The 24,544-nt window shown below is 58.8% G+C and carries 21 protein-coding genes; 16 read left to right on the top strand and 5 right to left on the bottom strand.

Annotated elements, in window-relative coordinates; translation table 11 throughout:
• Window positions 1–117 precede the first annotated feature (117 nt).
• Window positions 118–1,155, bottom strand: coding sequence for a ThiF family adenylyltransferase (locus tag VM554_05305; GenBank protein HVJ07779.1), 1,038 nt, complete (start codon window positions 1,153–1,155; stop codon window positions 118–120).
• A gap of 162 nt (window positions 1,156–1,317) precedes the next feature.
• On the opposite strand from VM554_05305, the gene VM554_05300 reads away from it, so the two are divergent.
• The 5 genes from VM554_05300 (at window position 1,318) to VM554_05280 (ending at window position 11,595) form a co-directional block, all read left to right on the top strand.
• Complete coding sequence (locus tag VM554_05300; GenBank protein HVJ07778.1) at window positions 1,318–4,587, top strand: POTRA domain-containing protein; 3,270 nt, start codon at window positions 1,318–1,320, stop codon at window positions 4,585–4,587.
• Window positions 4,584–5,393: a hypothetical protein gene (locus VM554_05295; GenBank protein ID HVJ07777.1), complete on the top strand. Its 810-nt coding sequence runs from the start codon at window positions 4,584–4,586 to the stop codon at window positions 5,391–5,393. The genes VM554_05300 and VM554_05295 overlap by 4 nt, the downstream gene beginning before the upstream one ends.
• Window positions 5,390–9,619 carry a translocation/assembly module TamB domain-containing protein gene (locus VM554_05290; protein ID HVJ07776.1) on the top strand — a complete coding sequence of 1,410 codons (4,230 nt, stop codon included), beginning with the start codon at window positions 5,390–5,392 and terminating at the stop codon, window positions 9,617–9,619. Before VM554_05295 ends, VM554_05290 begins: the two co-directional genes overlap by 4 nt.
• A gap of 177 nt (window positions 9,620–9,796) precedes the next feature.
• Window positions 9,797–10,603 (top strand): BON domain-containing protein, encoded by an 807-nt coding sequence (locus VM554_05285; GenBank protein HVJ07775.1) that lies wholly within the window; start codon window positions 9,797–9,799, stop codon window positions 10,601–10,603.
• A gap of 128 nt (window positions 10,604–10,731) precedes the next feature.
• Window positions 10,732–11,595 carry a UbiA-like polyprenyltransferase gene (locus VM554_05280; protein ID HVJ07774.1) on the top strand — a complete coding sequence of 288 codons (864 nt, stop codon included), beginning with the start codon at window positions 10,732–10,734 and terminating at the stop codon, window positions 11,593–11,595.
• A 65-nt stretch (window positions 11,596–11,660) separates the two neighbouring features.
• Here VM554_05280 and VM554_05275 read toward each other — a convergent pair whose 3' ends face one another.
• Both VM554_05275 and VM554_05270 read right to left on the bottom strand, forming a co-directional pair.
• A complete protein-coding gene (locus VM554_05275) occupies window positions 11,661–11,960 on the bottom strand; it encodes a CsbD family protein (protein HVJ07773.1) in 300 nt (99 codons plus the stop codon).
• A gap of 70 nt (window positions 11,961–12,030) precedes the next feature.
• A complete protein-coding gene (locus VM554_05270) occupies window positions 12,031–12,183 on the bottom strand; it encodes a lmo0937 family membrane protein (GenBank protein ID HVJ07772.1) in 153 nt (50 codons plus the stop codon).
• A gap of 105 nt (window positions 12,184–12,288) precedes the next feature.
• Between VM554_05270 and pheA the strand changes: the two genes are divergently transcribed.
• The 3 genes from pheA to VM554_05255 all read left to right on the top strand — a co-directional run bounded on the left by pheA (window position 12,289) and on the right by VM554_05255 (window position 16,337).
• Entirely contained in the window at window positions 12,289–13,113 is an 825-nt protein-coding gene (gene pheA / locus VM554_05265) for a prephenate dehydratase (GenBank protein ID HVJ07771.1), read from the top strand.
• A 313-nt stretch (window positions 13,114–13,426) separates the two neighbouring features.
• Entirely contained in the window at window positions 13,427–15,865 is a 2,439-nt protein-coding gene (gene lon / locus VM554_05260; GenBank protein ID HVJ07770.1) for an endopeptidase La, read from the top strand.
• 175 nt (window positions 15,866–16,040) lie between these two features.
• Window positions 16,041–16,337 carry a hypothetical protein gene (locus VM554_05255; protein HVJ07769.1) on the top strand — a complete coding sequence of 99 codons (297 nt, stop codon included), beginning with the start codon at window positions 16,041–16,043 and terminating at the stop codon, window positions 16,335–16,337.
• Between the two features lie 10 nt (window positions 16,338–16,347).
• Here the strand turns inward: VM554_05255 and VM554_05250 are convergent, their stop codons facing one another.
• A complete protein-coding gene (locus tag VM554_05250; GenBank protein HVJ07768.1) occupies window positions 16,348–16,962 on the bottom strand; it encodes an FKBP-type peptidyl-prolyl cis-trans isomerase in 615 nt (204 codons plus the stop codon).
• 118 nt (window positions 16,963–17,080) lie between these two features.
• Between VM554_05250 and VM554_05245 the strand changes: the two genes are divergently transcribed.
• The 3 genes from VM554_05245 to VM554_05235 all read left to right on the top strand — a co-directional run bounded on the left by VM554_05245 (window position 17,081) and on the right by VM554_05235 (window position 19,466).
• Window positions 17,081–17,647, top strand: coding sequence for a DUF488 domain-containing protein (locus tag VM554_05245; protein ID HVJ07767.1), 567 nt, complete (start codon window positions 17,081–17,083; stop codon window positions 17,645–17,647).
• A 128-nt stretch (window positions 17,648–17,775) separates the two neighbouring features.
• Window positions 17,776–18,540 (top strand): molybdenum cofactor biosynthesis protein MoaE, encoded by a 765-nt coding sequence (locus VM554_05240; protein HVJ07766.1) that lies wholly within the window; start codon window positions 17,776–17,778, stop codon window positions 18,538–18,540.
• Window positions 18,537–19,466: a VWA domain-containing protein gene (locus VM554_05235; protein ID HVJ07765.1), complete on the top strand. Its 930-nt coding sequence runs from the start codon at window positions 18,537–18,539 to the stop codon at window positions 19,464–19,466. Before VM554_05240 ends, VM554_05235 begins: the two co-directional genes overlap by 4 nt.
• A 101-nt stretch (window positions 19,467–19,567) precedes the next feature.
• On the opposite strand, the gene VM554_05230 is transcribed toward VM554_05235, so the two are convergent.
• Window positions 19,568–20,692 (bottom strand): hypothetical protein, encoded by a 1,125-nt coding sequence (locus tag VM554_05230; protein ID HVJ07764.1) that lies wholly within the window; start codon window positions 20,690–20,692, stop codon window positions 19,568–19,570.
• A 339-nt stretch (window positions 20,693–21,031) separates the two neighbouring features.
• Between VM554_05230 and VM554_05225 the strand changes: the two genes are divergently transcribed.
• The 5 genes from VM554_05225 to VM554_05205 all read left to right on the top strand — a co-directional run bounded on the left by VM554_05225 (window position 21,032) and on the right by VM554_05205 (window position 24,496).
• Window positions 21,032–21,373: an RNA chaperone Hfq gene (locus VM554_05225; GenBank protein HVJ07763.1), complete on the top strand. Its 342-nt coding sequence runs from the start codon at window positions 21,032–21,034 to the stop codon at window positions 21,371–21,373.
• A complete protein-coding gene (locus tag VM554_05220; protein HVJ07762.1) occupies window positions 21,370–22,275 on the top strand; it encodes an inositol monophosphatase family protein in 906 nt (301 codons plus the stop codon). The genes VM554_05225 and VM554_05220 overlap by 4 nt, the downstream gene beginning before the upstream one ends.
• A 106-nt stretch (window positions 22,276–22,381) precedes the next feature.
• Window positions 22,382–22,642: a ferredoxin family protein gene (locus VM554_05215; GenBank protein ID HVJ07761.1), complete on the top strand. Its 261-nt coding sequence runs from the start codon at window positions 22,382–22,384 to the stop codon at window positions 22,640–22,642.
• 69 nt (window positions 22,643–22,711) lie between these two features.
• Window positions 22,712–23,455, top strand: a complete 744-nt coding sequence (gene recO, locus VM554_05210; protein HVJ07760.1) for a DNA repair protein RecO — start codon at window positions 22,712–22,714, stop codon at window positions 23,453–23,455.
• Window positions 23,456–23,515: 60 nt separating this feature from the next.
• Window positions 23,516–24,496, top strand: a complete 981-nt coding sequence (locus VM554_05205; protein ID HVJ07759.1) for a glycine--tRNA ligase subunit alpha — start codon at window positions 23,516–23,518, stop codon at window positions 24,494–24,496.
• Window positions 24,497–24,544: the final 48 nt, after the last annotated feature.

Below are 24,544 nucleotides of genomic sequence, written 5' to 3'. Positions count from 1 at the left end.
ATAGAGTGGTCTCACGCCACATGAGAAGCGTTGTGCAGTTCTAAGGTATGAGGTTGTTGCAGCGCAAAGCGTTGCCTCAGACCGATTTCTGCCGCCTTTGCGCGGACATCTGCGACGTCAAACGCCGATAAAGCGAGCATAAAGGCTGCGTGCCACCATCGTATCCGTGGTTCCCTGGACGATGGCGCGCCCATCGCCGAAGAGCGTGATGGTGTACTCCCCCCGCTCAAAGCGCAGCAGCAGATCGTTAAATCGCACGTTTCCGTGGGGGCGCAGCCTGGCTTCCATTTCAGCAAAGTCTACGGGGCGGGAGTGCTCATGGATCTGGACGGAATTTCTTCCGCACAGCGTAATGTGAGCGCGTCCTTCGCCGCGCAGATGGGTAAAGTCGCGATCGACGCAGACGCTGCAGTCCGGCCGCGGCTGGGCGGCCGAGACCTCCGCGCGCTCACTTGACCATAGGTCATGGGAGAGCAGGGTCCGGCGCATCCTTTCCGGCTTGCCTACCAGGAATTTCAGGGCCTCCGTCACCTCGATGGAGGCGGCAAGGTTGACAGCCGTGTTCAGGATTCCAGCGGTATCGCATGTCTCGACCGGACCGGTTGGCGACTTGGGAAAGAGGCAAGCCAGGCAGGCAGTCTGCCCCGGAAGGACGTTCATGGTAACCGCGTAGCCGCCTACCGCGGCAGCGTAGATCCAGGGCCGGTTTTGCTCTACCGCAAAGTCATTGATGAGATATCGGGTCTCAAAATTGTCGGTCGCGTCCAGGATAAGCTGTGCATCGCCGATCAATTGATGAATATTCGTGGGGACAAGATCGGCGACCTGCGCATGAACGGTTATTTCGCTGTTGAAGAGGGCGATTTTGCGTCGCGCGGCCTCGGCTTTGGGCAGGGCGGCCTCGGCATCGGCCTCGTCAAAGAGCACCTGCCGCTGCAGGTTGCTCGATTCTACAAAATCGCGATCTATGATGGTGAGCGTGCCTACTCCCGCGCGCGCCAACAGGCTGGCCGCGGCGGCTCCGGTGGCTCCGCACCCTACCAGGGCGACACGTGCGTGGAGGAGCTTGGTTTGACCTTCCGGGCCGATGCCCGGGTAAAGCACTTGCCGGGAGTAACGATCTCCATGCAAATTCGCCGATGAGTGTTGAGACATGACGTTCCCTCATTAGTATAGAGAATCAGTGCAGGGAAGTGTCGAAGGATCATCCGGCGGCTGCTTCCTGTGCTCGGCCTGGGCTTAAGAAAAGAGACAGGCTGCATCTCATATTGTCATTGGACAAGACGCCACGTCGGGTAAGGGGTTGGATTGTTTTTTTTGAGGACATCGAGAGGAATCGTTCGCAAGGCCGGCAGAGCCATTCTCGCCGGCATCCTCTGCTTTTTCCTGAACGTTTTTCCACTGGGATCGATAGCTCGAGCCCAAGGTGCTTCCCCAGAGGATTCGCCAGCCTCACGTGGAGGGAGTCCGCCGCCGCGTGCCGTGAATGCCGTTCCGGCTTCCATCCGTGAATTTGCTTCCGATCCGGCTGCGGAGTGGTCGCATCCGGGCACGACCGGCCAGGCGAATGAGGATCCCGTCGCGCAAACAGTTGCACCCCCGGCAGTCGCAGCCCCGCCGTCCAACTCCAATAACAGCCTGCGCGCCTGGCAGGGACAAACGGTGACGGGAATCGAGTTTCGCGGTGTGGAGGCAGCCAAGTTGGAGCCATTGCCCTCGACACTGGCTCAGCACATTGGTAGTCCCCTCGATCCGGAATTGGTCCGCCAGAGTTTGCGGCGCCTGTTTTCCACCGGGCTATACAACGGGATTGAGGTATTGGGGATTCGCTCGCCTCAGGGCGTCGTGCTGATCTTTCAAGGCACCCCTCGCTCCTTTTTGGGGCGAATAGAAGTAAGGGGCATCCGGAGCGACCAGCTCACCACGCAACTTGTGAGTGCTACCAAGCTCAATCCGGGCACCATCTTTAGCCAGGAAAAGTTGCAGCAGGCAGATAAGCTGTTGCAGCAGACCCTCTCAGAAAACGGCTATTACGAAGCACAGATCTCCCGCACCGAAGATCCCGAACCTGCAGATCAGCAGACAAACGTTATCTACACAGTCGTGTTAGGGAAGAAAGCGCGTGTGGGGGATGTCAAGGTTCAGGGCGATAGCGGGATGCCGATAGAGACCTTTCGCAAGAAAGCGAAGTTGAAGAAGGGATCGAAGGTAGACCGCAATACAGTCAGCCGGGCACTGTCGAATCTGCGTAAGAATTACCAGAAGAAGGACAGGCTTGAGGCCGATGTCACGATGCAGTCCAAGGAGTATCAGCCGCCCAAGAGGACCCTGGATTATGACTTCAATGCGAACCAGGGCCCCGTCGTCAAGGTGGATGTGAAGGGCGTGCACCTCAGTGCGGGGAAGATCCGCAAGCTGATTCCGGTCTATGAAGAGGGAGCCGTCGATGAAGACCTGTTGAACGAGGGCGACAGGACTCTGCGTGACTATTACCAGCGCCAGGGCTATTTCGACGTTACGGTAACGCATACGATCTCGAATCTGGATGCAGGGCACGCGCAGGTTACTTTCAATGTGGTGCTGGGACCGCTCCACCGCGTGGACTCCGTGGAGCTTGTCGGAAACAAGTACTTCAGCAGCGATACCCTGCAGGAGCATTTGACCGTGCACAAGGCCGACGTCTTCGCCCGTCACGGGCTGTTCAGCCAGTCCCTGGTGAATGCCGATGTAGGCAGCATCTCGGCCATCTATCAGATGAACGGCTTCAGCAAGGTGAAAGTGTCGTCGACGATTGATGATACGGACGATCACATGACAAATCCGAAGGCCGTTGCTCATCTGCGTGTGAAGTACGAGATTGAGGAAGGGACGCAGCAGAAGATTGGACGCTTTGACATCGAAGGCACCCAGAAGGTCTCGGTAGAGCAACTGCGCCCGTTGTTGAATACCCAGGTGGGCCAGCCCTATTCTCCGCAGAACGTTGCGGGAGACCGCGATGCCATCCGAGCCTACTATCTGGCCAATGGCTTTGAACGGATGCAATTGCAGGTTCAGCAGAAAGATGATCCCGCCAACTCCGCACTGGTAGATGTGACGATGAAGATCACAGAGGGAGATCAAATCTTTGTGAACAAGGTGCTCATCTCCGGTTTGCGCTACACCCATCCGGAGGTGGTCGACCGCAAAGTTCAGATTCATGCAGGCGATGCCCTGGACGAGAGTGCATTGCTGGAAACCCAGCGCAGCCTCTACGATCTGGCTTTATTTAATGAGGTCAGCACTGCCATTCAGAATCCCGATGGCCAGGAACTGCGTAAGAATGTGCTGCTGCAACTGACCGAGGCACGCCGCTGGGACATCAACTATGGCTTTGGCTTCGAGGCGCAGACAGGGACGCCCTCGCGGGTTTGCCCCACCACAGGATGCAAGCCCGACGGCAAAGCGAGTGTGAGCCCCAAGGTTCTCTTTGATCTGACGCGTATCAATCTGCACGGGCGTGACCAGTCGATCTCGCTCCGGACGTCCTATGGCACGCTGGAGCGGCGGGCCACGGTGATCTGGGAGACTCCGCACCTCTTCAACCATCCAAACTTCGACATTTCGTTATCTGGCGGATATACGAATAGCCAGGACATCACCACCTATGCTGCATCGTGGCTGGAAGGTTCCTTCCGCGTGACGGAGCATTTCCTGGGAGAAAATAGTAAGTTTAGCCGGGCGAATACTCTGATTTACTCGATGACATTCCGTCGCGTAAAGGTGGACCAGAACAGCATCCAGGTGGCGCCGGAAACGATCCCGCTTCTTTCGCAACCCGTGCGTGTCGGCGGTCCGGGATTCACCTGGATTCGGGATACGCGCGATCAACCACTCGATGCGCATCGCGGCACGTATAACAGTCTGCAGGAGTTTGTCGCTAGTTCGTCCTTCGGGTCGGAAGCGGACTTCAATCGCGTGGATTACACAAACTCCAGCTACTATCAATTTGGCAAGCGGCACTGGGTGCTGGCGCGCAATACCCGTTACGGCTTCGAGAACCCATTTGGCCGGCCGGATCTGCAGGCGATTCCACTGCCGGAGCGGCTCTATGCTGGTGGCGCTTCCTCGCATCGCGGCTTTGCTATCAACGCCGCCGGGCCGCGTGATCTGCAGACGGGTTTCCCCATCGGCGGACAGGGAGCCTTCGTGAATACAACCGAGGTGAGACTGCCCAATCCAACGCTGCCTTTCGTCGGCACCAGCCTCGGATTTGTGCTCTTTCATGACATGGGAAACGTTGTGGAGACGCCTACCAAAATCTGGTCCAGCGCCATCCGCGTTCGTCAACCGCATCAGGATGCATGCCGGGTGCTCACCACGTCGAGCACTTCGTCCTCCTCGGCGTGCAGCTTTGACTACTTTTCTCATGCGGTGGGGCTTGGAGTGCGCTACCACACTCCGATCGGCCCGGTGCGGCTGGACTTCAGCTACAACATGAATCCGCCCATCTATCCGGTAACCTTCAATAGCACCGCCCGTAATTTTCAGCCGCATGTCGGGCAGGCTTCGCATTTCAACTTCTTCTTCAGCATGGGGCAAAGCTTTTGACTGCGAAACGACATCTCGCGAGGCTCGGCCTGCTGGGGGTCGCGCTGGTGCTTGGCTCGTCCGGCGTTTTGCGTGCGCAGGCTGCGCCAGCCGCAGAGACGAAGCCAAATCCAGAGACGAAGCCCGCCGCGGAGGGAACCCCGGTCCTCTTGGATCACGTGATCGGCATCATCAACGGGGATGTGCTGCTGGAGAGCGATGTTCAGGAGGAGGTGCGCTACGCCGCCCTGCAGCCCTATGCATCTGCGGCAGGGGATGACTCCCGTATGGCTGCCGCGGAGCGTCTGGTTAACCGAACCTTGATTCTGCAGCAGATGAACGATCCCCAGCAGCGTCTGAAAGTGCCGGAACCAAGTCAGCAGGAGGTGCTGCAACGGGTCGATGAGCTGAAGAAGCAGATACCAGCTTGCGTGCGCTATCACTGCGGGACAGCCGAAGGATGGCACAACTTTCTTGCAGCCAACGGTTTTACCGAGCAGCAAGTGGAGGCTCGCTGGCGCGAGCGCCTTAGAATTTTGAAGTTTATCGAGGCGCGTTTTCGCGCCGGTATCCGGGTCCCCCATTCCGAGATCGAAACCTATTACGAAAAGCACCTGCTCCCGCAGTTTGAAAAAGAGAAGGTCACCCCTCCGCCGCTCAATACAATTGAGTCGCGGATCGAGGAGATTCTGTTGCAGGAGAAGGTCAACGTGCTGCTGCAGGATTGGCTGAAGAGTCTGAGGGATCAGGGGGATGTGCTCGTCCTCGATCCCAGCTACGGCATCAGGAACCCGAGCGGGCAGGACGATCCAGGAGGTGTGGCATGAACGCCCCGCCAACCCCTGATCCTCAGCCCGTGGATCTGCCGCGCCGCAGATTTCCCTGGAAACACGTCTTCGCGATTACCGGCGGAGTGCTGGCGCTGATCGCTATCTGCGTTGTGCTGCTGGCCTGGTTTGCCAATTCGGCACAGTTTCAGGATCGCGTGCGGCGAAAGGTGATCGCGACCATCGAGCAGGCAACGGGAGGGCATGTCGAACTGAAGTCCTTCCGCTGGAGACTGCTGCACCTTGAACTGGAGGCCGATGACCTGACCGTTCATGGGCTGGAAGGCCCGGGAGAGATCCCCTATGCGCACGTCGACAAGCTGCGGATTCGGGCAAAGATTCTTGCCTTCCTGCAACCGAAGATCGGGCTCAATCTGCTCGTCGCCGAGCACCCTGTCTTTCATCTGATCATCTATCCGGACGGCAGCACGAATCAGCCCAGGCCCAAGGTGGTTTCTGCACCGGGCAAGCCGATCAAGGACACGCTGTTTGATCTCGCGGTCGATCGCACGGAGATTGCTGACGGATGGGTGATCGTCAACCAAAAGAAGATCCCCTTCGACCTGGCCGCGAAGGACCTTGGCGCCACTGTTGCCTATGTGCCTGCCGCGAATGGCAAGGATCGCTACATTGCAAATGTAACCGTTGCAGATCTTACCGCCCACCGTGGCAAGGAGCCCCCGATTCGCTCCAACCTCGATCTCAACCTCGAACTCGGGCGTAACTCGGCCCAATTGAATGCTCTTCACTTGAAGACGGGTCCGTCCCTGCTGGAAGCGTCGGGCGGGATCGAGGATTTTGCCAATCCGCAATGGCACTTCGCCATGACAGGTAAGATCGACGTCCGCGAAGTGGAGTCACTGACAGAGGTGGAAGGCCTTGGCGGTGGAATCGCGACTCTTCGTCTGAAGGGGCAGGGCGGTCGGAGCAAGTTCGTGGTGGAGGGTGACACCAATGTTCAGGGCGCCACCTATGCAACCCCTTATGTAACCGTGAGAGGTGCGAATGCCACGACCAGGATCCACGCGACAGAAGAAGAACTGCTGCTGACGGACGCGGTAGCGACGCTGGATCACGAGGGCGAAGTGCAGGGTAGTTTGCGGCTCTCGCATTGGCTGGGGACCGCGTCTCCGGCTGTGGAAGATAAGTCTGCCTCGCCTCGGAATGGGCATGCGGTTTCTGCGCCATCCAAGCCTCAGCCTATGACGGGCACTATACGGGCCAGACTATCTGGCATTACGTTGCGAGAGATTCTGAAGGCTACGGCAGCGCGACGCTATCAGGATCTCGGTTTCGACACGGCGGTTTCCGGCCCGGTGGAAGTGGATTGGGTAGGGGGCGGAGACGATCTGACCCTGAAGGCGAAGATGACGATGATGCCGACGCGGAGTGCGGCCAAGGGAGAGGTTCCGGTGTCTGGCATGGTAGATGCGGAGTATTTCAATCGCCATGGCACGGTGGAGATTCAGGCGCTGGAGGCGCAGACGCCCGGCACGCATCTGAGCGTGAAAGGGTCGCTTGGCGTATATCCCGAGAGCCGGACTTCTGCGCTGCAGGGTGACCTGGTCACGAAGAATCTGGGGGAGTTTGACCGTACCTTGAACGCCCTGGGGCTGGTGGCAAACGGCAAACATGGCGTGCAGGCCTTGCCCGTTGAGTTGCAGGGACAGGCGGAGTTCCACGGCCAGGTAACGGGAACCATCTATGAGCCGATTGTGAAGGGCCACGTCGTTGCTACGAACTTTGCGACAGTTCTCCCGGCGCCTGCTGCGAGCGGATCGACTCCAGCACGTGCTACTTCAGGACCTGCTGCTTTGCTTGGTACAGCAACGACCGCTCCTCCCGCGGCTCCCGCCGGGCAGCAAAAAATCCAGTGGGACCGGCTGGACGCGACGGGAGAATATTCGCTGGAGCAGATTTCGATTCAACAGGCGACAATCGCGCGCGGTCATACGGTGGTGCATGCGACTGGCTCCATCCGGCCGCACCGCCTCAGCCCGCATCATGTGAATTTCGACGAGCAATCGGCGATCAACGCTACCCTTGGGGTGCAGGATGCGGATGTGACCGATGTGCTTGCGATTGCAGGGCAGCAGCAGGTTCCCGTCACCGGCAAATTGACCATGGATGTTCATGCTGGCGGAACGCTTAATAACCTGAATGGCGGCGGTCATCTCTCGGTCAAGGGTGGCGAAATCTATGAGGAACCGTACCGCAGCCTGAATGCCGACCTGGGCTTTGCCGGTCGCGAGCTTGCTATCCGGAAGCTGACCTTCTCCCAGAATGGCGGAACAATCACAGGGGATGCGGCCTACGACCTGGGATCGAAGCGCTTTCGAGCGGATGCGAAGGGGCAGGGATTCGAGCTTTCGCACTTCCGCCGGATCCAGCGCCAGAATCTCGGACTTACCGGAAAGCTTACGTTCGAGGCGCATGGTTCGGGCGCGATCGACAACCCGACGATCCACGCCAATGCCCATCTGGCCGATGTTCTTTTAGACAATCAGAAACTGGGAACTCTGGATGCCGATGCCCACGCGGAGCATGGATCTCTGTTCTACACCGCCAACTCTCAACTCGCAGGCGCGCAGATGCGTATCAACGGCCAGACCGAGTTGCGCGATGGCTACATGACCCAGGCGAAGCTGGTCTTTACCGGGCTGGACATCGATCCGATCCTGCGCTTTGCCAAAATTCAGGGGCTTACCGCGCACTCTTCGATCCAGGGGCAGGCGACCGTAAGTGGCCCGCTGAAAGAGCCGAGACGCCTGAATGGCGAACTGAGTGCGAGTCAATTTGCTGTTTCGCTGGCGGGCGTGCCGCTGGCGAGCGACGGTCCCATCCATGCTGCTCTCAAGAACGGAATTCTGACGCTCGATCCGCTGCATATTACCGGGGAAGACACCAATCTGCGCGCGCAGGGAAGCATGAGCGTTCTCGCAAACGGCGAAATGAAGTTGCACGGGGATGGTGCCGTCAATCTAAAGCTTGCGCAGACTCTGAATCCCGATATTGCTTCTTCAGGGCGGGTAGATTTTGTCGTCGATGCGCGGGGAACGCTCGATCGGCCAGATTTGAGCGGGCAGGTGCGCTTTACCAATGGCGTCGTGACGCTGCAGGACCTGCCAAACGGACTGAGCCAGATCAACGGCACGCTGCAGTTCAACCAGGATCGGTTGGACGTAAAGAGCCTGACCGCGCAGACGGGCGGGGGACAGTTGAAGATTGGCGGATACATCACCTACCAGCAGGGCCTCTACGGAGACTTGACTGCCTCAGGGAAGAATATTCGCATGCGTTACCCGACGGGAGTCAGCTCGATGGGCGATGCCAATCTTCGGCTGCAGGGATCGCAAAAGGATCTGCTCCTGAGTGGCAACATTTTGATTACGCGCTTCGCCATCAATCCCAACCTGGATATCTCCGGACTGGTGGGCTCGGCTACGAGCGTGGCGCCTCCGCTGGATCCGAATGCGCCTTCCAATCATGTGCGTCTGGACATTCACATCACCTCGGCGCCCGCTCTCAATTTCCAGAATAGTTTTGCGAAGCTTGCGGGAGATGTGGATCTGCGCGTGCGTGGCACGGTTGCTTCCCCTTCGGTGCTGGGGCGCGTCAACGTGACGGAAGGCAGTGCGAACTTTGCCGGCACCCAATATCAGCTGCAGCATGGCGACATCTACTTCACAAATCCGGTGCGCATCGATCCAACGATCGATCTGGATGCGACGGCCCGAGTGGAGAACTACGACATCACGATTGGCCTGCATGGCACGGCGAACAAGTTGAATGTGACCTATCGCTCGGAGCCGCCGCTGGCGCAGTCGGACGTGATTGCACTGCTCGCGCTTGGACGCACGCAGGAAGAGCAGAGCATGTTCACGCAGCAGCAGCAGAATGCAGGTACAAACTCCACCACGAATGCACTGCTGGGTGGCGCATTGAACGCCACAGTCAGCAACCGCGTGCAGAAGCTATTCGGTGTGGGCAGCGTGAAGATCGATCCCACGTTTGTTGGTTCGCTCGGCAACTCAACCGCCCGCATTACGGTAGAGCAGCAGGTTTCAAGAAACGTTACGCTGACCTATGCCACTAACGTCAACAGCACGGCGCAGCAGTTGATCCAGGCGCAGATAGGCATCACGCGGAACGTTTCCCTGGTTGCCGTACGCGATGAAAACGGTGTTTTCAGCATGGTGGTCAAGGTTCACAGGCGCTATCGCTAGTTACAGGCAACCCTCGCCATAGCAAACATATTTTCATGGCGTTGCATCCATTTTGCGGAAAATCCAGTCTTTACTATCAGCGGTTTCGCGGTGTCGTGCCCTGCATCGTACCGTTGGTGACTTTGAAGCTACATGGCAGCAGCACCGCGAGCGATGGCTTTGAGGAGAAAGCTCGATATGACCAAAGTAAGAATTGGATATACGGGTATATTGGCGGTGTTTCTATGGATTGCTCCGATAGCTGTTCCGGCACATGCAGCAGCTATCGCTGATGAACAGGCGAGTTCTGCTGCGGGACAGAATGACAGCCAGATTCAGACGGACATCAATAAGCAGTTAGGCAAGTCACGGTTTCAAGGGATTCAGGCCACGGTGCAGAACGGCGTCATTACGCTGAGCGGTACGACCTCCCTCTACGAATACAAGCAAGACGCGGATAAGAAGGCGCATCACGTGAAGAACGTGGTCGCGGTTCGCAACCAGATCGAAGTGGGTGGCAAGGAGATTTCCGATCAGGAGTTGGGACAGGCTTTGGCAGAGAAGCTGCAATATGATCGCGTCGGTTACGGAAATGTCTTTAATGCCATCAAGGTGAGCGTGCAAAACGGAGTGGTGACCCTGGGGGGCAGCGCTCGCACGCCGATGGATAAGGACTCCGCGCTCTCGCTGGTGAGCAATTACCCGGGCGTGAAGGATGTAATCGACGATATCGAAGTGCTGCCGCCGTCGCCGATGGATGACAGGATTCGTCTTGAGGTCGCGCGTGCTGTGTATGGTTACCCCACGCTGAACAAGTACGCGATTGACCCCGCCAAGCCGATTCGTATTGCGGTGGATCGGGGCAACGTGGAACTCTATGGCGTCGTGGATTCGCAGGCAGATAAGGACACGGCGTTCATTCGCGCCAATGGGGTTCCCGGTGTCTTCAAGGTGACGAACAACCTTGTTGTGGCCAATCAGCCAACGGAAAAGAAGAAGAAATAAGCAGCGCCGCCGCTGCATCGCACAAGCGCCTCTACCCATTGGATAGAGGCGCTTGTGTATAGAGCGACCTCTCACCCGGCATTTTGCAGCGAGAGAACCTCCGGTAAACTATTGACTGGAGAGTACCAATGACATTTTTCCGCAGCGTCGGTGTGACGCTGGAGATGATCAAGTGGGAGCACTCGGTTTTTGCGCTCCCATTCGCCCTTACAGGGGCGATGCTGGCTGCCGGTGGAATTCCCCATCTAGGAACGCTCGGGTGGATCATTGTCTGCATGGTGACGGCTCGCTCGGCGGCAATGGCTTTCAATCGCTGGGCCGATGCCGATCTGGATGCGGCCAATCCCCGGACCAAGGCGCGTGCGATTCCAGCGGGACTGCTGGGGCGCGGGTTTGTTGGCTTGTTTACTGTCGCAATGGCGGTGGCTTTTCTGCTGGCGAGCGCGCAGCTGAATCGGTTAACACTGCTCCTGTCGCCGGTGGCGCTGGGGATCGTGCTGTTCTACTCCTATACCAAGCGTTTCACCCGCTGGTCGCACCTTTTTCTGGGGCTCTCGATGGGGATTGCTCCTGCCGCCGCATGGATTGCAGTGCGTGGTACGCTTGACCCGCGAATCCTGTTGTTGACCGGTGCAGTGCTCTTCTGGGGCGGGGGATTTGACGTGCTGTACGCCTGTCAGGATGCGGAGCATGACCACACCGTGGGACTAAACAGCGTGCCCCAGGCATGGGGAATAACGGCGGCATTCTGGGTTGCTCGCACAATGCACCTGATCATGCTGGCGCTGCTGGTCTGGCTGATTCATGCCTTTGCTCTCGGCTGGGTTGCGAAGGCGGGTCTTGTCGTCGTCGCGAGCCTGCTGCTTTATGAGCACCTGATCGTCTCGCCGCGCGATCTGCGCCGTCTGAATGCGGCCTTCTTCACAATGAACGGGATCATCTCCATGCTGTTCTTTGTGTCGGTGGCAGCGGATCTTCTTCTTCACCACTAGGCTTTTTGAAAACGGCCCAGGGCTCATCCGAGCGCTGGGCCGCTGTTTTTCAGAGCACTTGTGGGCTATGCGGATTTGCGTCCGTGCTCATCCAGGCCAGTCTTGATCTTGTCTTTCAAGGTGTTCGCGGCATCTACGGCCTTTTCGCGAACCTCAGTGGCCTTTTCCGCTACCTTGCTGCGCTGCTCGCTTGCGGCATCGTGCGCCACGTCCTTCGCTTTGCCCCAGGTCTCTTTCGCTGCGCCTTTTACCTGCTCGGCTACACCCTTGTTCGCCATCTCTTCGTTGCCGACCGCTTCGCCGACCTTCTCCTTGATGCGTCCGGTAACCTGGTCCATCTTTCCGGTAATCTGGTCTTTGTTCATGTTGCGGCTCCTTGTACTTCATGCTTCGCGGTTGTAGGAATTACGATCTTCCCGGTATGGGACTTTAGAGTTACACGCTCGGGCGCCGACCACTGATCAGTTGGATGAGCAACACCACGATGGCAAGGATCAGTAGTATGTGAATGTACGCGCCTATCGCGTGGAAGCCGATCAAACCGACGAGCCAGAGGACCAACAGAATTACAAAAATCGTCCAGAGCATTTCTAATTCTCCCTCCGTAGGTTTTTCAAGCTACGGAGTGATAAGGTGCGATCTGCGCGCGGTAGGTTGCCGGTTCTCGGCAGATATAAGGAGAGACTTGATTTGATGAGGATAGCGATCCAGGGAGAGCCCGGCTCTTTCAGTCACGAAGCTGCATTAAAGATGGAGCCTGAGGCAACCATTGTGCCGTGCTCACTCTCGTCAGAGGTGTTTCGACGTGTAGTGGAGGGGCACGTGGACGCGGCAGTGATCCCGATCGAGAACAGCCTGGCGGGCCCTGTGGTGGAGCACTACGATCTGCTGCTCGCGCATGATGTCACTATCGAACGCGAGGCGCTTCTGCGCATACGTCATAACCTGATCGCGATGCCCGGCAGCTCGATCGAAGAGATTCGCAGAGTCTCCTCGCATCCGGTTGCGCTGGCGCAATGCCGCCACTTCCTTGAGCAGCACCAGCACATGGAGGTGTTTCCGTTCTACGACACCGCGGGAAGCGTCAAGCAGTTGATGGAACAGCGGGAGACTCACGCGGCGGGCATAGCCAGTCAAATTGCTGCGACCTACTATGGCGCGGCCGTTCTGGCAGCGGACATCGAAGACAACCCGCAAAATTTCACGCGCTTCTTTTTCGTGCGCCCAACTGCAAAGGTCCAGCCGGACCCTAAGGCAAACAAGGTGAGCCTTGCTTTTTCCGTAGCGAACCGTCCCGGCACTCTGGTGCAGGCTCTGCAGGTCTTTTCTGCCCACGGCACCAATCTGACCAAGATCGAATCCCGTCCCGTTCCCGGACAGCCTTGGCACTATGTCTTTTACGTGGACTACCAGATCACGGCTCCCGGCGACACCAGGGTGCCGATGGAGGAACTGCTTCACCACTGCTCGATGGTGAAAGAGCTCGGCTCATACAGGCATTCTGAGCAACCCGCCTGAGCCCTCAGTCATCCCTCCCCGCACAGGAGTTTTGATCCCACTATCTTTTCTTGCCGATAACCATATGCAGCCGGGGTAGCGGGCGCGCTATTATCCTCCGCATCTGAGATAGAAGGCATGGCACTTTTCTCAGATATTCCCCACGTCCCCGCCTTACAGGTAGCTGTGCATCGTTCCAGGGTGGTCTGGGCACGGACAGTGGAAGTATAGGATTCCAAACGAGTTGAGAAAGACTTCCGGTTAGAGCACGAGAGATTGCGACTTTTAAAAATATGCTGCGTCTAATAGCTAATAACTTGATAGAGGTAGACTCATGGCGAGTGATTTCCTAAGTATTATCCAGCCGAGCGATCCGAAGCAGCGGGAGGACACCTCCGCCCGCGTGCTGCCGATCCTGCCGGTGCGGGACACCGTGCTCTTTCCGCACGCAGTATTACCGCTTACGGTGGGACGCGAGAGTTCGATTCAGCTCATTCAGTCGCTGGGAGAAGAGAAGACCATCGTTGTGGTCGCACAGCGAGATGCGCGCATGGACTCGCCCGAACCCGAAGATTTGTATGGTTACGGAACGCTGGCGACGGTCCACAAAGTGGTCAAAATGCCAAACCAGAGCCTTTTTGTCTTCACGGAGGGCGCGGAACGCGTCAAGCTGGGCCAATTTACCCAACTGGAACCCTTCATGATGGCGAGTGTGGAGCCGGTTACGGTCGAGCCGCTGGCAAAGAACTCAGAAAATGAGGCTTTGCAGCGCAATGTACTCTCCCAGTTCCAGCAGATTGTGACCGTGTCCCCGACGCTTTCGGACGAGTTGCAGACCATTGCGATGAACATCGAGGATCCGGGGCGTTTAGTGGACTTTATTGCCTCCTCGCTGCCGTTTCTGGCAACGACAGATAAGCAGGAACTGCTTGAGACTCCGGACATAATTGCCCGGATGGAGCGGATCAATAAGCACCTTGCCAAGGAGCTTGAAGTGCAGCAGTTGCGCAACAAGATCCAGTCCGAGGTTCAGGACCAGGTGCAGCAGTCGCAGCGTGACTATTACCTTCGCGAGCAACTCAAAGCCATCCAGAAAGAACTGGGCGAGATGGACGAGGGGCAGAAGGACGTCGATGAACTGCGGCAGAAGATTGAATCGGCGGGCATGCCGGAAGATGTGAAGAAGGAAGCCCTGAAGGAGATGAACCGCCTGGCGCGGATGTCTCCCATGGCGGCGGACTATTCGCTGACCCGCAATTACATTGAGTGGCTGGCCATGCTGCCCTGGGCCAAGTCGTCTGGCGGCGAGGTGGATATCCTCAAAGCCAAGCAGATTCTTGATGAGGACCACTATGACCTCAAGAAGGTAAAGGACCGCATCCTCGATTACCTGAGCGTGCGCCGTCTGAAGCCAGATATGAAGGGACCGATCCTTTGCTTTGTCGGGCCTCCGGGCGTGGGCAAAACCTCGCTGGGGCGCAGCATTGCACGGGCGTTAGGGCGGAAGTTCGCGCGTATTTCGCTGGGCGGTATGCATGATGAGGCGGAAATTCGCGGGCATCGGCGCACCTATATCGGCGCATTGCCGGGCCAGATTATCCAGGGAATACGGCGGGCGGAAACCAACGATCCCGTATTCATGCTGGATGAGATCGACAAGCTGGGCCGCGACTTCCGCGGAGATCCGTCGTCGGCATTGCTGGAGACGCTCGATCCGGAGCAGAACTCGACCTTCCGGGACAACTACCTGGATGTGCCGTTTGATCTGTCGAAGGTCCTGTTTATCTGCACAGCAAACATCCTTGATCCCATTCCGGAGCCACTGCGCGACAGAATGGAAATCATCGAATTGCAGGGGTATACGGAAGAAGAGAAGGTGCACATTGCCTTCCGCTACCTGATTCCCCGGCAGACAAAGCAGAACGGTATTACGCCGGATCTGATTGAATTTCCCGAGGAGAGTGTCGCCTACATTGTGCGTCACTATACGCGGGAGGCTGGCGTCCGCAACCTGGAGCAACTGATCGGCACGGTGTGCCGTAAGCAGGCGCGCCGGGTCGCGGAAGGTTCCAAGGACAAGCTGGTGGTAACCCGGGAGATTGTGCAGGAGTTCCTGGGCGGCATCAAGGTTCGCGTCGATACGGAGCTTGCGGAGCGCACGAAGCGCGCCGGAGTTGCCGTCGGCCTGGCCTGGACCCCCGCGGGTGGAGATGTGCTGTTCATCGAAGCCAGCAGGATGAAGGGCAAGGGCGGATTTACCATGACCGGCCAGATCGGCGAGGTGATGCAGGAATCCATGCAGGCCGCGTTGACCTGGGTACGTTCCAATGCGAAGTCCGTGGGGCTGGACGAAGACTTCACCAAGGACATGGACCTGCACATTCACGTGCCGGCGGGTGCGATTCCCAAGGACGGACCTTCCGCAGGCGTGACGATGGCAACGGCCCTTGTGTCGCTGCTAACGGACAGGCCCATTCATCCGCTGACGGCGATGACGGGTGAGATCACGTTAAGCGGCAATGTGCTGCCGGTGGGCGGCATTAAGGAGAAGTTCCTGGCCGCGAAACGTGCCGGGGTTCGCGATGTGATTCTGCCGGCGGAGAACCGCCAGAACGTGGAAGAGGACCTGACACCCGAACAGATCTCGGGGGTCACGATCCACTACGCCAGCCGGATCGAAGATGTGCTTGCCGTTGCGCTGCCCACGACAACCAGCGAGGAGCGCAAGGACGAAGAGGTTCGCGAAAGCGTTTTGAGCCACGCTGACGCGTAAGGCGCACGCGGCTTGCAAAGGATGCCTGCTAACCAGCAGGCATTTTTTGCAGGTGCGCGGGCACACCACATTTTTGCGATTTCGATGGCATGGGATTTTCTGGGATGACTCTACATCCCCTGGGGAATGGCATCCAGAGGCGTGGGGAGTGCGAAAATGTATTAAGAGGGCTGCGATGGACGCGATTGCTGCTGATCTGCTGAAGAGCGTTTCCCAGAGTACCGACCGTGGCGAGCTGGAGTGGGTACAGACCGAGCCAGGGATTTACCGCGCTCCCTTTGATGAGAAGCTCACTCTCAATCTGTTCCCCTACGCAGACTATCCCACCGACGAGAAGGCATCCCTGACGTTGACCGAGGGCTCCATGCTGGTGCTGGACATCTCGCCTGAGACAGAGCTGGAGCTATCGGCGCTGCGTGTTCTCTATCGGCGGGTCGAGATATGGGTCCAGTTGAACCGTAACAACGGGTAAGCCGCTTCGCCTACTTTGCAGGGGCGTTTTCCGCTGGTGCGGCATTCGGGTCCTTCACGTCTACCAGCTCCACGTCGAAGATCAGATTGGATTTCGCCGGGATCGGGCCGTTTGCCCTGTCGCCATAGGCCAACTGGTAGGGGATAAAGAGCCTGCGTTTACCACCCACCTTCATGCCCTCAAACCCAGTATCCCAGCCACTAATGACCCGGTGCTGCCCCTGCTGGAACTGGATCGGTGCTCCGCGATCGACGGAGGAATCGAATTTGGTGCCGTCATAGAGCCAGCCGGTGTAGTGGACGAAGTAGATCATCCCGGGTTCGGCAGCCGCTCCTGTACCTGCCACGACGTCAATGTAGCGCAGGGCATATTCCGTGTGCAGCGTTCCCTGTGCCGCAGGAATGGAGGCGGGCAGCTTGATCTCGTCAGCCGTGGATTGAGTTGACTTGGCTGCTGCGCTCGCCGATCGCCTTTGCGCGGTGGCGCGATGGGTGGTGGATCGATGCGGTGCCGGCGCCGTCGTCTGGGCTGGAGTCTGCGCTGGCAGGGCGAAGAGCGAGATCAGGCCCAGAAGGACCAGACGAGACAGGACGGGACGGGGCAGGACGGGACGGGGCAGAATCAAGCCTGCCGATGAGAGAGAAGATTTTAAGCTGTGCATGCGAACGTGATGGTAGCACGGCACGTTTTACCATTAATGCGATTTTTGCTTAATTCTTAATGGCAATCTTTGCTTATTCTCCATGACGATTTTTACCCTGGGGCATTCGACGCTGGCGATAGAGGACTTCCTGCATGTCCTCAGGAAGAACCACGTGCGGCGGCTGATCGACGTTCGATCGATACCCCGCTCCCGCCACAATCCGCAATACGAGCAGCAGGATCTGGCGGCATCGCTGGGAAAGGCGAAGATCGAATACCACTGGATGCCGGAGCTGGGCGGCCTGCGACACACGCGGCGCGATTCCATCAACACCGGCTGGCGGAACGCCAGCTTTCGCGGCTATGCCGACTACATGCAGACGGAGGAATTTGCCGCCGCCATCGAGGACCTGATCGAGCAGGCGAAGACGAAGCAGTGCTGCATCCTTTGCGCGGAGGCGGTGCCGTGGCGCTGTCATCGCTCGCTGATTGCTGACGCGCTCACCGCCCGCGCGGTTCCCGTAGAGGACATCCTGTATGACGCGAAGGGAAACAGCAAGCGAAGCCCGCACCGGCTTACGCCCTTTGCCCGGATAGAGGGGATCCGCGTGTGGTACCCGCCGGAGAATGACCTCTTCGCCTCTTCGCCGGCCGCTGGCGAAGCGTGAATCGCTTCACTGCACATCGTCACAACAGGTCTTCCCATCACGTCTCGGGCACAACTGCTGCGTCCCGGATGTAGATTCGTGTACATCTTCAGTAGAGCTTCGTCTAATGCGCAGGTATGCTTTTCTTCATGCAGGTACGCGTTCTCTATTTCGGCGCACTCAAAGACGTTTTTCATCGCGAGGGAGAGGCGGTATCTCTGCCCGCGGGGGCGACGGTCCGCACGCTGCTGGACCACTATCGATCTGTCGCGCCGGAGCAGGGCGGTTTCTGGAATTCTCTCGCCGTCGCGGTCAATCAGGAGTACGCGCGGGCAGACCAGGCACTTGCAGAGGACGATGAGATTGCCTTGCTGCCTCCAGTTTCGGGCGGCAGCGGACTTCCGGGCGGCAGCGGACTTTCGGGTGGCAGCGGACGGGGCCTGCACGTCGCGCTGGTGCGCGAGCCCATCGATACCGCAGCGCTGGCGCAGGCTCTCCGGCAGGGAGAGGATGGTGCGGTCGTCGTCTTCGATGGCATCGTGCGGAACCATACTCGCGGTCGGCGCACCCTCCACCTGGTCTATGAAGCGTATGAGGCCATGGCGATCGAACAGATGCGCAAGCTTGCCGCCGAAGCCTGTGAGCGATTCGCGATCCGCGATGTTACGGTCGTTCATCGGCTGGGCCAGCTTGGGGTGGGGGAGACGAGCGTCGTGATCGTGGTCGCCTCCGCGCATCGTGCCGCCGCCTTTGACGCCTGCCGCTGGCTCATCGATACCCTCAAGAGCACGGTGCCCATCTGGAAGAAGGAGTTCTTTGAGGACGGCGCGGTGTGGGTTGCGGGCGAGCCATTTCCGGACAGTATCGTGCCCGGGCAGATAAAAAGTCAGCCAAGCGGAGCAATGAGCGAATGAGGTTCTGCCTGTGGGCCGTGATTCTCTGCATCGCGACGGTGCCTCTGGCGGCTCAGGAGGGCACCTCATCGACGACGATCCGCGTCAATGTCCACCTGGTGAACCTCTTCGTGAATGTGACGGATGCTCACGGCGCGGTTGTGGGTGGTCTGCAGAAGGAGGACTTCTCGCTCACCGAGGATCACGTGCCGCAGAAGATTGCTGTCTTCGAGCGGCAATCGGAGATGCCGCTTGCCATCCTGCTGGCCATCGACACCAGCGGTAGCGTGCATAAGGATCTGCCCCTCGAACAAAAGGCGGCGCGGCACTTTGCCCATGCGCTGATGCGCCCGGTGGACCAGATGGGGCTGATTGAGTTTTCCTCCGATGTTCGCGAGGTGGTTCCGTTTACCAACCAGGTAGGTCGTATCGATCGCGGATTGGAGAACCTGCGAATGGGGCCGGCAACGGCGCTTTATGACGCGGTGTACCTCTCCGCGCAGAACCTGATGGGGAGAAGTGGCCGCAAGGTGCTCGTCCTCATCTCAGACGGCGGAAATACGGTGAACGGGGTGGACTATGCCAAGGCTCTGGAGCAGGCTTTGCGCTCCGAGGTGATGGTGTACAGCATCATCGATGTGCCGATTGCAGCCAGCGCGGGGCGCGACCTTGGAGGCGAACATGCCATGATTACGCTCTCGGAAGAGACGGGCGGCAAATACTACTACGCAGAGGGCATGGATATGGAGAAGGCTTTTGACCAGATCTCCGACGATCTGCGCACCCAATACCTGCTGGGCTACTATCCCGTGCATCGTGTGGCGGACGGAGCCTTCCGCAGGGTTGAGGTATCGGTGAAGGCTCCGGAGGGGACTGGTTACAACGTGCGGCATCGGACGGGCTACTACACGACCAATCCCCGGGAAACGCAATCGCTCCCACGGTAGAAGTGAAGCCCCCACAGTTACAAGCGCACTATGGCCGGAGGCCGTCGAACAGGGTCTCTTCCTCCGCCGCACTATGTATTCTTACGGCTACTCTACGCGTCCTACTCCACGTCCAGCGTCCAGATGAGCAGCATCGCCGTGTTGTCATCGACAGCTGCGAGGGTCGCTGTGTCCTGCATCGTGCGTACGGCTAAACCGAACGATCCTCCCTGGGCAGGATCGACGGAGAGCTCCTTCACGAATTTGCCCTCTCTTGTGAACTCAACGATCTCGCTCGGCTGATTTGGATCGGGATTGATGCCATCGTTGTTGGTGACAAGGAGGTGGCCATTCGGAGCCATTGCCAGCCCCAATGCACCATGCAGATGAACATTGTCCTCATAGATGATGGATCCTCTCCCCTGATCCTCGTCCCGTTCGGCCGCATTGCGCACCGCGAAAACCGCATTGTCGCCGGTTGAGGCAACGAACAGCACATCCTGCCGAGCGTCGTACACCAGGCCCGTGGACGCGACAAACAGCGTCACCGGATCACCGCGATGGACATACCCCGAGGCAATGGTCGTTGCGTGCAACAGCATCAGGCCGCTGGAGCTTACTTTGAAGTTCAACCGGCTGACCGTGCCGGTCAGTGCATTGGTGACAAACGCAATCGCAGAGTCTCCGCGGTCCACCAGCGCCATATCCCACGGACTCTGGATCCAGGGGCTGGTGATCGTCTGCATCAGCTTGCCCTGGTTATTGATCACCAGCAGAGAGCCGGGGCCTGCCGTCGCTGCGGTGCCGTCCGCCGTCGGAGCATTGCCGACAACCACGAATCCCGCCTGCAGCGTTCCCAGCGCCGTGGAAAGCCCCAGCGGCGCCTTTCCCTGGAAGAACAGGGCCGGCGAACCATTCGCCGCAACCCGGACGATGGTCGTTCCCGTACCTTGCAGATTCTGGCTGTTGTTGAAATTCGAGACCAGGATGTCCCCGGTCTTTAACGGGCCGGATCCCGTCTGGAAGTTGCGCGGGACAAACGCAACCCCATAGGGATTTACATCGCCATTGGCCGGTACGGTGGAGACGACTCTCACCGGGCTTGGTAGAAACGCATCGTTCCTGTCGGCGCCCTGGTTGTTTTGCGCAAAGCCGATCCCTGTTGTCGCACTGGCCAGCAGCGCGACGGCTGCCATGGTTTTGCGCCAGCCAGCCTTGTTGCCTGTCCGCAGTGTTTGGGTCTCCATTTTCAGTGTGGGTGCCTCCATTTTCCGGTGGGGGAGCGATTCATGGATCTGCATGTTGTTTTTCTCCTCTGGGCACATTTCTGCCTTGAGTGAGCGAGGCCCGGGGAGCGATCTCTCAGCAGCGAACGAAACAATAGTCCACTCGCATCGGCAATGTCTGCGGAAACGGCTCAGTTTTCCGGTGTTCGTTTCCATCCGCTCAACTCCAGTTCTTTTGGCGAAGACAGGCTATTCTTCCGGGGACAACTTGCTGCATTTGCATAGGGGAGGGCACTACGGCAGCAGTTGAAGCCAGGGCACCCCGCTGGCCAACCCGCTCATCTTGGTTACAATGGAGGCATGGCTCTCGAAAACGCATCGCGTCGTCGGCCCAAGTCGCCTCCCCCGGGAGACACTGGGCAGGAAGCCCTGTATCTGCGCTTCCTGAGTGAAAAGCAAGTGCCGGTCGTGGTGAAGCTGCGCGATGGTGAGAGCGTGCAGGGCTGGATCGAGTACTTTGACGACCGCATGATTCGCCTGACTCGCGAGGGTAAGCCAAACCTCTTCATCTATAAGCATCAGATTCGCACCATCACCGAGCATGCGCGCCGGGAGAAGAGAGCCGCGCGCAACGCAGCCAAAGCCCATGAGGACGCCATTCCCGGGGGAGCTCTCGTCGAAGGGCAGGAAGCCGGGAAATGACCTTATTACCGAAAGATGTCGATTTTTCCTTTGTCCGGCTGGCGGCCCCCATTGCGGTGGAGGCGGGCGAACTAGTGCGCAGCTTCTACCAGAATGGTGTGGCAACCGAATACAAGGGCGAAGTGGATCTGGTCACCGAGGCCGACCGCTCCTCCGAACGGCTGATTCGCGAGAGAATTCGCCAGACGTTTCCCGAGCACGGCGTCTATGGCGAAGAGGGAACTCGCGACCGCATGGAGGGCCAGTACCGGTGGTATATCGATCCGCTGGACGGCACCACCAATTTTGCCCACCGCTTCCCGGTCTTCTGCGTCAGCATGGGGCTGGAGCATCGGCCGCCCGGGCTTGCCGAGGGTCAGGATGGCCAGATGGTCGCCGGGGTCATCTACGACCCCATGCGGGCTGAGCTGTTTGTGGCGGAGGCGGGGCGGGGCGCCTACCTGAACGGAGAGCGCATTCATGTGTCTCGCGTGACGGAGCTGGCGGAGTCGCTGATGGCAACCGGGTTCCCCAGCCGCAAGCGGCATGACAACCCCAACATTTACTTTTACCAGCAGATTACGCTGCGCTCCCATGGCGTACGCCGGGCAGGGTCGGCGGCTCTTGACCTCGCCTATACCGCCTGCGGACGCTTCGACGGTTACTGGGAATTCAATCTGAACCCGTGGGATACCTCGGCGGGAGCCCTGCTGGTGACCGAGGCGGGGGGCGCAATCACGCGCTTCGATGGCAGCCCATTCCGCCTGGACAGCAAAGAAGTTCTGGCCAGCAATGGTCTGATTCACAAAGAGGTTATGGCTCTTTTCCAGGAGATGTTTGCCGGGCGGGAGCTGGAGCCCATCCCTACGCCCGCAGAGTTTGCGGCCCGCCGTGCGAGCCGCGAAGCGGGTTTGACGAAATGAATATCCTGGCCTGGGCCGTATGCCATGGCCAGAACAGAGGTAGGCTGGCAGCATACTCGTGCTGCTACAATTCAGGTGGAATTTAGCTCGAACGGAGACGGCTTCTATGGCATATGTGATTGCGGAACCCTGCATCGGTACAAAGGACACAGCGTGCGTTGACGCATGTCCAGTTGACTGTATTCATCCAAAGAGGGACGAACCGAAGTTTGCAGATAGCGAGATGTTGTTTATCGATCCCGTGGAATGCATTGACTGCGGCGCCTGCGTACCGGCTTGCCCGGTCTCCGCGATCTTTGCCGGCGACGATCTGCCCGAGAAGTGGGCACACTTCGCTGAGAAGAATGCAGCTTTTTACGGACGCTAGTTTTTTGCGAGTAGCACAGGCAACGCGCAGCTTTAGAGCTGCGCGTTTTGTTTGCGGAAGGATACCGGTTTGATTGCGCACCAGGCTGAAGCAATTGTGCTCCGCACCTGGCCTTTGCATGAAGCAGATCAGATCGTTTCTCTCTTCACCCGGGACCAGGGGAAGATCAAGGGCGTGGCCAAGGCTGCCATGAAGTCGCGGCGCCGCTTTGGAGGCGCGCTTGAGCCGATGACCTATGTCCGCGCCAGCTACGCCGAGAAGCCCCGGCAGGAGCTGGTCCGGCTGGATTCCTGTGAAATTCTGAGCTCGCCGCTCTCGCAGCCGGTGGATTACGCGCGGGCGGCAGTGCTGGCCTTCTTCAGCGAAGTGCTGGAAGACACCCTGCCCGACCACGATCCGCAGGAGACCGTCTTTCGCCTGCTGCTGGCCGTGCTGGAATACACCCGGGTGGAGCAGCCCTGGATGCCGCTCACCTACTTCGCGCTGTGGGTGACGCGACTGATGGGCTGGCTGCCCGATCTATCGCGCTGTGTGGTGTGCGGCGTGCCGCTTGCGGGTGCCCCGGCTTTCTTCCACGCGCAGGCAAATGGCTTCTTCTGTGCGCAGCACAAGCGCGGCGGCTACAGTCAGATCTCCCCCGATTCTCATGCCCTGGCTCTGCGAGTCTTCCGCTCGCCCATCTCCGGGCTTGCGCCGGAGCCCTGGCCGCGCCATCGTGCGGCGGATCTGCGGCGCTTCGCTCTGCAGTCGCTGGAGCGGAACATGGAGCGCAAATTGACCACCGCATCCGTTCTCTATCGGCTTGGCGGCTGATGGCCAGCCGCATCATTTAGAATCTCTTGTAGAAAATCTACTTGTCAGAGAGTTGCAGGCGTGGCCTCGATTGTTTCCTCCAGGAACCAGAACTCCTCCGCGACAGGCGCTCCGCGCGTGCCGCTTACCTTTCAGCAACTGCTCTTCCGTCTGCAGAGCTTCTGGGCGGAGCGCGGATGCGTGCTGCAGCAGCCCTACGATGTTGAGGTTGGCGCGGGCACGATGTCGCCAGACACGTTTTTGCGAGTGCTGGGGCCAAAGCCGATCAGCATCGCTTACGCGCAGCCCTCGCGCCGCCCGGCGGATGGGCGCTATGGCGAGAATCCGAATCGCCTGTTCAAGCACACGCAGTTTCAGGTGATCCTCAAGCCGCCGCCGGTCAATATCCAGGAGATCTATCTGGAATCGCTGGGAGCGATTGGCATCGATCTGCGCGAGCATGACCTCAAGTTCGAAGAGGATAACTGGGAGTCGCCAACCCTGGGCGCGTGGGGCATTGGCTGGCAGGTGATGCTGGATGGGCTGGAGATTACGCAGTTCACCTACTTCCAGCAATGTGGCGGCATCGACCTTGACCCTATCTCGGGCGAGATTACCTATGGGCTGGAGCGCATCGCGGCCTTTCTGCAGGATGTCGATTCCATCTACGACATTGTGTGGGCGCACGACGCCGCAACCGGGCGGGCGGTGACATACGGCGACGTCAGGCTGCAGGAAGAGCTGCAATTCTCGGTCTATAACTTTGAGTACGCCGACATCGAGAAGCTGTGGGAGCATCTGCGGCTGTATGAGGCGGAGTGCCAGTCGCTGCTCGATCAGTCGCGGCAGATTCCGGAAGATGCAGACCCGGCTACGCGGCGTCGCTTTCCGCTGCTGGCTGCCTATGACCTTTGTTTGAAGTGCTCGCATCTGTTCAACCTGCTGGATGCACGCGGCGCCATTTCGGTGACGGAGCGCGTCGGCGTGATTGCGCGTATTCGGGCGCTGGCGGTGGGTGTGGCCAAGGCATATGCGCAGCAGGCGGCCCCGGACGCTGCTTGAACCGGCAGGGCTTGCGCGTTGCCGGAACCAACGATTTTTTTGACGCGG

It is taken from the genome of Acidisarcina sp. (genome assembly GCA_035539175.1).
Lineage (GTDB): Bacteria > Acidobacteriota > Terriglobia > Terriglobales > Acidobacteriaceae > JANXZS01.
The sequence above is the reverse complement of the archived record's forward strand: the minus strand, read 5'-3'. Positions and strand labels throughout refer to the sequence as shown.

Excerpts from the sequence above, each read along its gene's own strand:
- VM554_05305 (HVJ07779.1), bottom strand. The coding sequence starts at position 1,155 with ATGTCTCAACACTCATCGGCGAATTTGCATGGAGATCGTTACTCCCGG.
- VM554_05290 (HVJ07776.1), top strand. The coding sequence starts at position 5,390 with ATGAACGCCCCGCCAACCCCTGATCCTCAGCCCGTGGATCTGCCGCGC.
- VM554_05285 (HVJ07775.1), top strand. The coding sequence starts at position 9,797 with ATGACCAAAGTAAGAATTGGATATACGGGTATATTGGCGGTGTTTCTA.
- VM554_05280 (HVJ07774.1), top strand. The coding sequence starts at position 10,732 with ATGACATTTTTCCGCAGCGTCGGTGTGACGCTGGAGATGATCAAGTGG.
- VM554_05275 (HVJ07773.1), bottom strand. The coding sequence starts at position 11,960 with ATGAACAAAGACCAGATTACCGGAAAGATGGACCAGGTTACCGGACGC.
- VM554_05270 (HVJ07772.1), bottom strand. The coding sequence starts at position 12,183 with ATGCTCTGGACGATTTTTGTAATTCTGTTGGTCCTCTGGCTCGTCGGT.
- pheA (HVJ07771.1), top strand. The coding sequence starts at position 12,289 with ATGAGGATAGCGATCCAGGGAGAGCCCGGCTCTTTCAGTCACGAAGCT.
- lon (HVJ07770.1), top strand. The coding sequence starts at position 13,427 with ATGGCGAGTGATTTCCTAAGTATTATCCAGCCGAGCGATCCGAAGCAG.
- VM554_05255 (HVJ07769.1), top strand. The coding sequence starts at position 16,041 with ATGGACGCGATTGCTGCTGATCTGCTGAAGAGCGTTTCCCAGAGTACC.
- VM554_05245 (HVJ07767.1), top strand. The coding sequence starts at position 17,081 with ATGACGATTTTTACCCTGGGGCATTCGACGCTGGCGATAGAGGACTTC.
- VM554_05240 (HVJ07766.1), top strand. The coding sequence starts at position 17,776 with ATGCAGGTACGCGTTCTCTATTTCGGCGCACTCAAAGACGTTTTTCAT.
- VM554_05235 (HVJ07765.1), top strand. The coding sequence starts at position 18,537 with ATGAGGTTCTGCCTGTGGGCCGTGATTCTCTGCATCGCGACGGTGCCT.
- VM554_05230 (HVJ07764.1), bottom strand. The coding sequence starts at position 20,692 with ATGGAGACCCAAACACTGCGGACAGGCAACAAGGCTGGCTGGCGCAAA.
- VM554_05225 (HVJ07763.1), top strand. The coding sequence starts at position 21,032 with ATGGCTCTCGAAAACGCATCGCGTCGTCGGCCCAAGTCGCCTCCCCCG.
- VM554_05220 (HVJ07762.1), top strand. The coding sequence starts at position 21,370 with ATGACCTTATTACCGAAAGATGTCGATTTTTCCTTTGTCCGGCTGGCG.
- VM554_05215 (HVJ07761.1), top strand. The coding sequence starts at position 22,382 with ATGGCATATGTGATTGCGGAACCCTGCATCGGTACAAAGGACACAGCG.